The organism is Desulfobulbaceae bacterium (assembly GCA_015231515.1).
Lineage (GTDB): Bacteria > Desulfobacterota > Desulfobulbia > Desulfobulbales > VMSU01 > JADGBM01.
The window spans coordinates 1-5,430 of the sequence record JADGBM010000087.1 but is presented as its reverse complement, the minus strand read 5'-3'; the positions used below and the strand labels follow the sequence as shown (position 1 = coordinate 5,430).

General features: G+C 43.4%; 5 protein-coding genes and 1 pseudogene (1 of these 6 only partly in view). 3 read left to right on the top strand and 3 right to left on the bottom strand.

Going from position 1 to position 5,430, the window contains the following annotated elements:
* Window positions 1-401 (bottom strand): annotated as a pseudogene (locus tag HQK80_12230) (Hsp20/alpha crystallin family protein); it reaches 45 nt to the left of the window's first position.
* A 242-nt stretch (window positions 402-643) separates the two neighbouring features.
* On the opposite strand from HQK80_12230, the gene HQK80_12225 reads away from it, so the two are divergent.
* Complete coding sequence (locus tag HQK80_12225) at window positions 644-1,228, top strand: hypothetical protein (protein ID MBF0222971.1); 585 nt, start codon at window positions 644-646, stop codon at window positions 1,226-1,228.
* A 4-nt stretch (window positions 1,229-1,232) separates the two neighbouring features.
* Here HQK80_12225 and HQK80_12220 read toward each other — a convergent pair whose 3' ends face one another.
* The gene (locus tag HQK80_12220) at window positions 1,233-2,072 is read right to left on the bottom strand and encodes an Hpt domain-containing protein (protein ID MBF0222970.1); all 840 of its coding nucleotides are present in this window, start codon (window positions 2,070-2,072) and stop codon (window positions 1,233-1,235) included.
* Window positions 2,073-2,328: 256 nt separating this feature from the next.
* Between HQK80_12220 and HQK80_12215 the strand changes: the two genes are divergently transcribed.
* Both HQK80_12215 and HQK80_12210 read left to right on the top strand, forming a co-directional pair.
* Window positions 2,329-3,159: a hypothetical protein gene (locus HQK80_12215; GenBank protein ID MBF0222969.1), complete on the top strand. Its 831-nt coding sequence runs from the start codon at window positions 2,329-2,331 to the stop codon at window positions 3,157-3,159.
* Window positions 3,160-3,209: 50 nt separating this feature from the next.
* On the top strand, window positions 3,210-4,841 hold the full coding sequence (locus HQK80_12210) for a hypothetical protein (protein ID MBF0222968.1): 1,632 nt from the start codon (window positions 3,210-3,212) through the stop codon (window positions 4,839-4,841).
* Between the two features lie 249 nt (window positions 4,842-5,090).
* On the opposite strand, the gene HQK80_12205 is transcribed toward HQK80_12210, so the two are convergent.
* Window positions 5,091-5,430, bottom strand: a 340-nt coding sequence (locus HQK80_12205) for a hypothetical protein (GenBank protein ID MBF0222967.1), incomplete at its 5' end; no start/stop codon positions are given.

Below are 5,430 nucleotides of genomic sequence, written 5' to 3'. Positions count from 1 at the left end.
AGAACAAGGGTTAAAATGCCATTATTTAATGACGCTTCAACCTTCTCCACATCGACATCAGTGGGCAGCGTAAAACTCCGAGTAAAGGACGATTCGCCCCGCTCAACACGATGGGCCTTGTACCCCTCAGGCGCATCTGACTTCCTGGTTCCACTAACTTCAAGGTAGTTCCCTTGTATTTTGATATTGAGATCCTCCTTGGTCAAACCCGGAACCTCTGCTCGTATTTCAAGAGCGGCCCCATTGTCATAAAGATTCGTGCGGGGGCTCCCATCTGCAACCCTCCAACCAAAATCACCACCATACGATCTGTCGAAATCCGTGAACAATCTGTTCATGCGGGAGCGAAGCAGACCCATATGCCCGAACATCCGATCAAAATCATTTAATGTTGTCCACATAACCGTTCCTCCTTTTAATATTCCTTATTTAACTGACGTTCTCGCAGGAACCACCTTACAACTAATCTGCGTCAGAACTCCGTAGCACAACACCGCCTCCTTTTGACTCAAAAATTAATTACGAAATCGTATCTGTCAATATCCTTTTTATGTTTTTTATCTTTTTCTTTTATATTACTTTTAATGTACATGTTGACAAAGTAATATAGAAACACTACATTTACTCTCACAGGGAGGAGTTTATGAGCACACAAACCACTGAAGAAAACAACAGCCTCAGATTAACCGCCAACGATCTGATCGGAAAGCAGTCTGTACGGGCAACTTTCAGACTGCCCCAACAGGTCATTGATTTGTTAACCGTCATTTCTGGACAACTGGGAATCAAGCAGAAATCATTATTTGACCAACTGATAGAGAATGCTTCTGTACTTGGACAGGTCGCTGAAAAGGCGCAGAACTACGCAGGGGAAAAAAATGAGGTTCGCCAGAAAACTTTTGTAATAAGCAGAAATTCACTGCTTTCCTTAAATGACATAGCCAAACGACAACAGATTCCTCGAGACCTGCTTGTCGAAATTTCAATTAAACGGCTGCTGCCGGTCATCGAAACTGAGCTTGAGAAGCATAAGAAAAGAAAGGCCTTGCTTAGCGATATGCAAGAGTATCTCCGGCACGGTAAAAGGCTTCAGAAAAAGACAGGCGCTATTCTTGGCAAGGACGATTTTGTCTATGAAATGATCAAGGGCCAGGTGAACCTTGCTCAAAAAAACGTTTCGTCACTCAGCAGTATCGTTGCCAAAGGGATGCCTATGGAGGACTGGTAGGAGATCAGCAATAGCGATAAATACACTCTTGAACACGATCCATTTTAATAGGTTTTCTGAGTATCTCTTGAACGCACTCGTTCTGTGCTAAAACCAGTAACTGATCTATTGACTGAATGGCTGTTTGGACTACAATGTTTGGTTTGTGTCTTATCAGGCCTTCTTTCAGGTTTTCCTCGACAACAGCTATAAATGCAGTGCCATCAACTCGGGGCATCATTATGTCCAGGAAAACGAGATCAAATGAATTTGTAAAAAAATGATATAACCCTTTAGCAGCGGAATCAACCGATACTATCTGAACATTTTCAAGCAGGCAGCTTACCGCCTCTTCCAATAGTTTTCGATTGACGAGTTCATCCTCAACAATCAAAACTCTTTTCGGCACACCAGCTGGCTTTGGGTTGGGCCTTACAGGATCAATCGACACAGGAATATCAATTTTCTCTGAAAGATCTGGATCTAACTGGTCGGCCATAAATTTATCCAACTTACTTAGCATAATTGAAACATCAACCTCATCACTGCCAGAGATATTCTTAAATAAGACTTTCAGACAATCGATTCCTTCCAGCAAAAGATCAACCACCTCGCTGCTGGATTGCAAACTATTGGATCGAATCTTATCTAAAATTGTTTCTAAGTTGTGAGCCAGTTTAGAGACATTAACAAACTCAAGGATGCCGGCGCTCCCTTTCACAGAGTGTATCGCCCTAAATATGCCGTTAATCGCTTCGGGATTTTTCTCCAAAGAAATAACATCGTTCTCGATTGTTGCCAAAAGCGCAGTCGATTCATCTTGAAACTCTGCCACCACAAGATCGTCTCTGAGACTATAGGACATAACAGTTTTCCTTCGAATCTGGAGTAAGAGAACTTTTCTCAGACGCAACCAACCTATCCAAGAAATCCTACTAAAGCGTATCACAAATAAACAGATAATGGCACAACTGAGATGAAATTTGTGTGCAAAAAGAAGAAGAAAATAAAATCCCTTTACCTCTCCACAAAAAATATAATAACATAAAATAATCTGTTGTTGGCAGATGAGGAGATTTTATCTTTATCATTAAAAATTATTCCGTCAGGAGGTTTTTTCCGTGAAAAAAAATATTTATTTACTCGCGATTTCTTGCAGCTTGCTTAGCGCTATGCCTGCATTCTCTCAAACTATCCCGACGTTCCAATTAAATTCACCTCCGACGATAGACGGAAACGCTAACGACTGGCACGCATATGAGTTCACAAATATTCCCCTGGAGGGGGTATTAGACATAAAAAATGTTGCGGTTAAATCGGGCATTGCAGGCGACGAGGTTTTTTTTATTTTTCAGTGGCAGGACAACAGCTATGACATTGAGCATAAACCCTTTATTTGGAACACCGCAGAAGGAAAATATACTACTGAAGATAAGAGTGAAGATCGATTTTCAATTAATTTTGACATGGAAGGCGATTTCACCCATGACTGGCTGTCCGGAAACTCATTTAAGGCGGACATGTGGCACTGGAAAGCTGCCCGCTCCAACCCCATCGGTCTTGCCCAGGACAAGCTAACCATCATCACCACCGAACCGAGTAAAAAGGCTTACACTACGAAAGCGAAAAATGGCCAGAAAATCTACATCCTTCGCCCTTCTGATGCAGGAGACCCACTCTACAAGACCGCACGGTACGCTACAAAGGAGCAGGATCGCATGCCAAAGTATATCCTTAACACCGATGTCAAAGGGTCAGTTGCCGATGTAAAGGCAAAAGGGGTTTGGGAAAATGGTCAATGGACACTGGAACTTAAACGAAAACTCAATACCGGCAATCCTGATGACCGTGTATTCAAAAAAGGAGACACTGTTTTAGCCGCCATAGCAGTCTTTGACCATTCAGGAGATGAGTTCCACAATATCTCCAAAACCCTGACCTTCCAGTATTAGAAACCGTGCAATTATCAATTGTCTTGTGAAACATGGACAGGAGAATCACCTTGACCCCTACGCCTAAAACCGCTGCCGGACTGCTTCAGTCATCAGCCAAAATGCCTCTACAGAAAATTATTGTTATCAATATCCTTCTGATCGCCGCCGTCATGCTGCTTGGACTCTGGTTAGTCTACAACTCCGTGCAGGAGGGGCGACTTCAGAACCAACGCAACAATCAACATATCCAGACTCTGGCCAGACAGCTTGATGATTTTGTGGAAGACACACTTCCCCTTCAAGATTTAGTAGCGAAGTTTCACCTGAATGCCCAACAGGCAAAGCATGAGATTGTCCGCTATGTAATCCAGGATGAACTGAGCAAGTTGCCACTACAAAAAGCGATGGAGGAGATTCACGCCCAGCATAAAAAGCTCGAGATCACAGGTATTGGCTTTATCAGTGACCTACAGCTCGACAGAATTGAAGGCAACATTACTATACTTGACGATATTGCCAGAGAACTCTACGAAATTGATTCACCAGTTCAACTGGCTGAACTGGCCAGTGACGCCAGGAAGACAACTGAAGAGCTGATCGTAACCTTAGGTCTAATCCATGACAATGTTGTGAAATCTGCCATTGGCGTCACCACCACCGTCCTACACAATAAACAGGAGGTTATGAAGAACAGCGGCCTTCTTTCTCAGCAATTGACCAACATCCTCAGACATCTTTTTTGGGCCATGGGGGCGGTAATGGCAATACTCCTGATTTTCCAGCTGTTATTCTTTAAAATTATTAAAAAAATCATCATGGATATTTTTGCCAAGGCAGAGACCCTGTTCTGTTCAGCCAGCGACCTTACCCAACTTGCGCTGCAGCTAACTGAAACAACCTCTGACGTATCATCACACTCTGCCAATGTCACCAACGCTGCAATTAAACTTCACGAAAACATGGAGTCCGTCGTTGCCGCGACAGAACAAACTTCGACTAATATCGGGGTTATTGCCGCAGCTACAGGACAAATGACAGACACAATTGAAGAGATCTCCAAAAACACCGAGAAAGGTAGTCGGGTCACCTCTGACGCCGTAAAACAGGTGAAGGTAACCACCGAACACATTAATGAGTTTGGCGGTTCGGCCAAGGAAATCACCTTGATCACCGAAACCATCTCCGATATTTCAGAGCAGACAAATCTTCTTGCACTTAATGCCACAATTGAGGCCGCACGCGCCGGAGAAGCGGGCAAAGGCTTTGCGGTTGTAGCAAACGAAATCAAAGAGCTTGCCATGAAAACATCCGAGGCGACCAATGAAATCAAGGCCAAAGTTGACTCCATCAGGGAACGAACCAATACGGCAATGGCTGAGATTAAAAAGATCTCTCTGGTGATTGTCGATGTGAATGAAATAGTTTACGGGATTGCCTCTGCAGTCGAAGAGCAGTCCGTCACCACAAAAGAGATTTCGTTTAACATCAGCCAGTCAGCGGAAGGAACTCAGGATGTAAACCGGAATATGTCACTAAGCACCAGTGCAATCAAAGAGATCGCTAAAGATATCGCCAGCGTAAGTGCCAAAAACAGCGAGGTTTCCAACAGCGGCAAAAATCTCAAGAAGAGTGCTGATGATCTCGCCCGCCTTTCCGAAGAGATTAAGGGTCTGATAGCCAATTTCATCAATGTCTCCTGACCGTTTCACATAAAAAAAGACCAGGGTTCTTGGCAGGCAAAGACAACCAGATAGAAAATTTAAGTCTCCGGATTAGTGTGTTGTTATGATGCCGTGTCAACTTTTATTTTTAAACACGAACATCTATATCTAACCGGATAACATAACAAAAGTAATGATATCCAGATCTGTAGAATAACTTGTTATTCCTTCAAGTGGAGCGCCACCATTTACGTTATACGTCATAGTTTATTGGTGGATTGCTTTGCGTTATGTGTAAAGTAGGCGGTAATTCTGCTTGCCGCCGATCGTATTCATATCAAGAAAAAATTCTGGTGGGTAAAATTCAATAAGCGCAACCCCATCAAAAACAAAGGTTTCAACCTTTTCGGGGCTTATTATAAATTCGCCCCTCCCTTTTAGGTCGGATATTTCCCAGGCAAAACCAATTTGGGTTTGGATAGCGGCCTTAATTAAATGCTCTTTCTCGCGCAGCATGCCTTCTGCAAGCTGAGTTCGTATGCTTTCCGGTGGGGTGTCGTTGTTGGGCTTGATATCAAGGAGTATTGACCGATTGAGCGGGTCAAGATCCACAACCGTAACGTGTAAA

Bases quoted from the DNA above. Each gene is read 5' to 3' on its own strand.
- HQK80_12225 (MBF0222971.1), top strand. From the start codon at position 644: ATGAGCACACAAACCACTGAAGAAAACAACAGCCTCAGATTAACCGCC.
- HQK80_12220 (MBF0222970.1), bottom strand. From the start codon at position 2,072: ATGTCCTATAGTCTCAGAGACGATCTTGTGGTGGCAGAGTTTCAAGAT.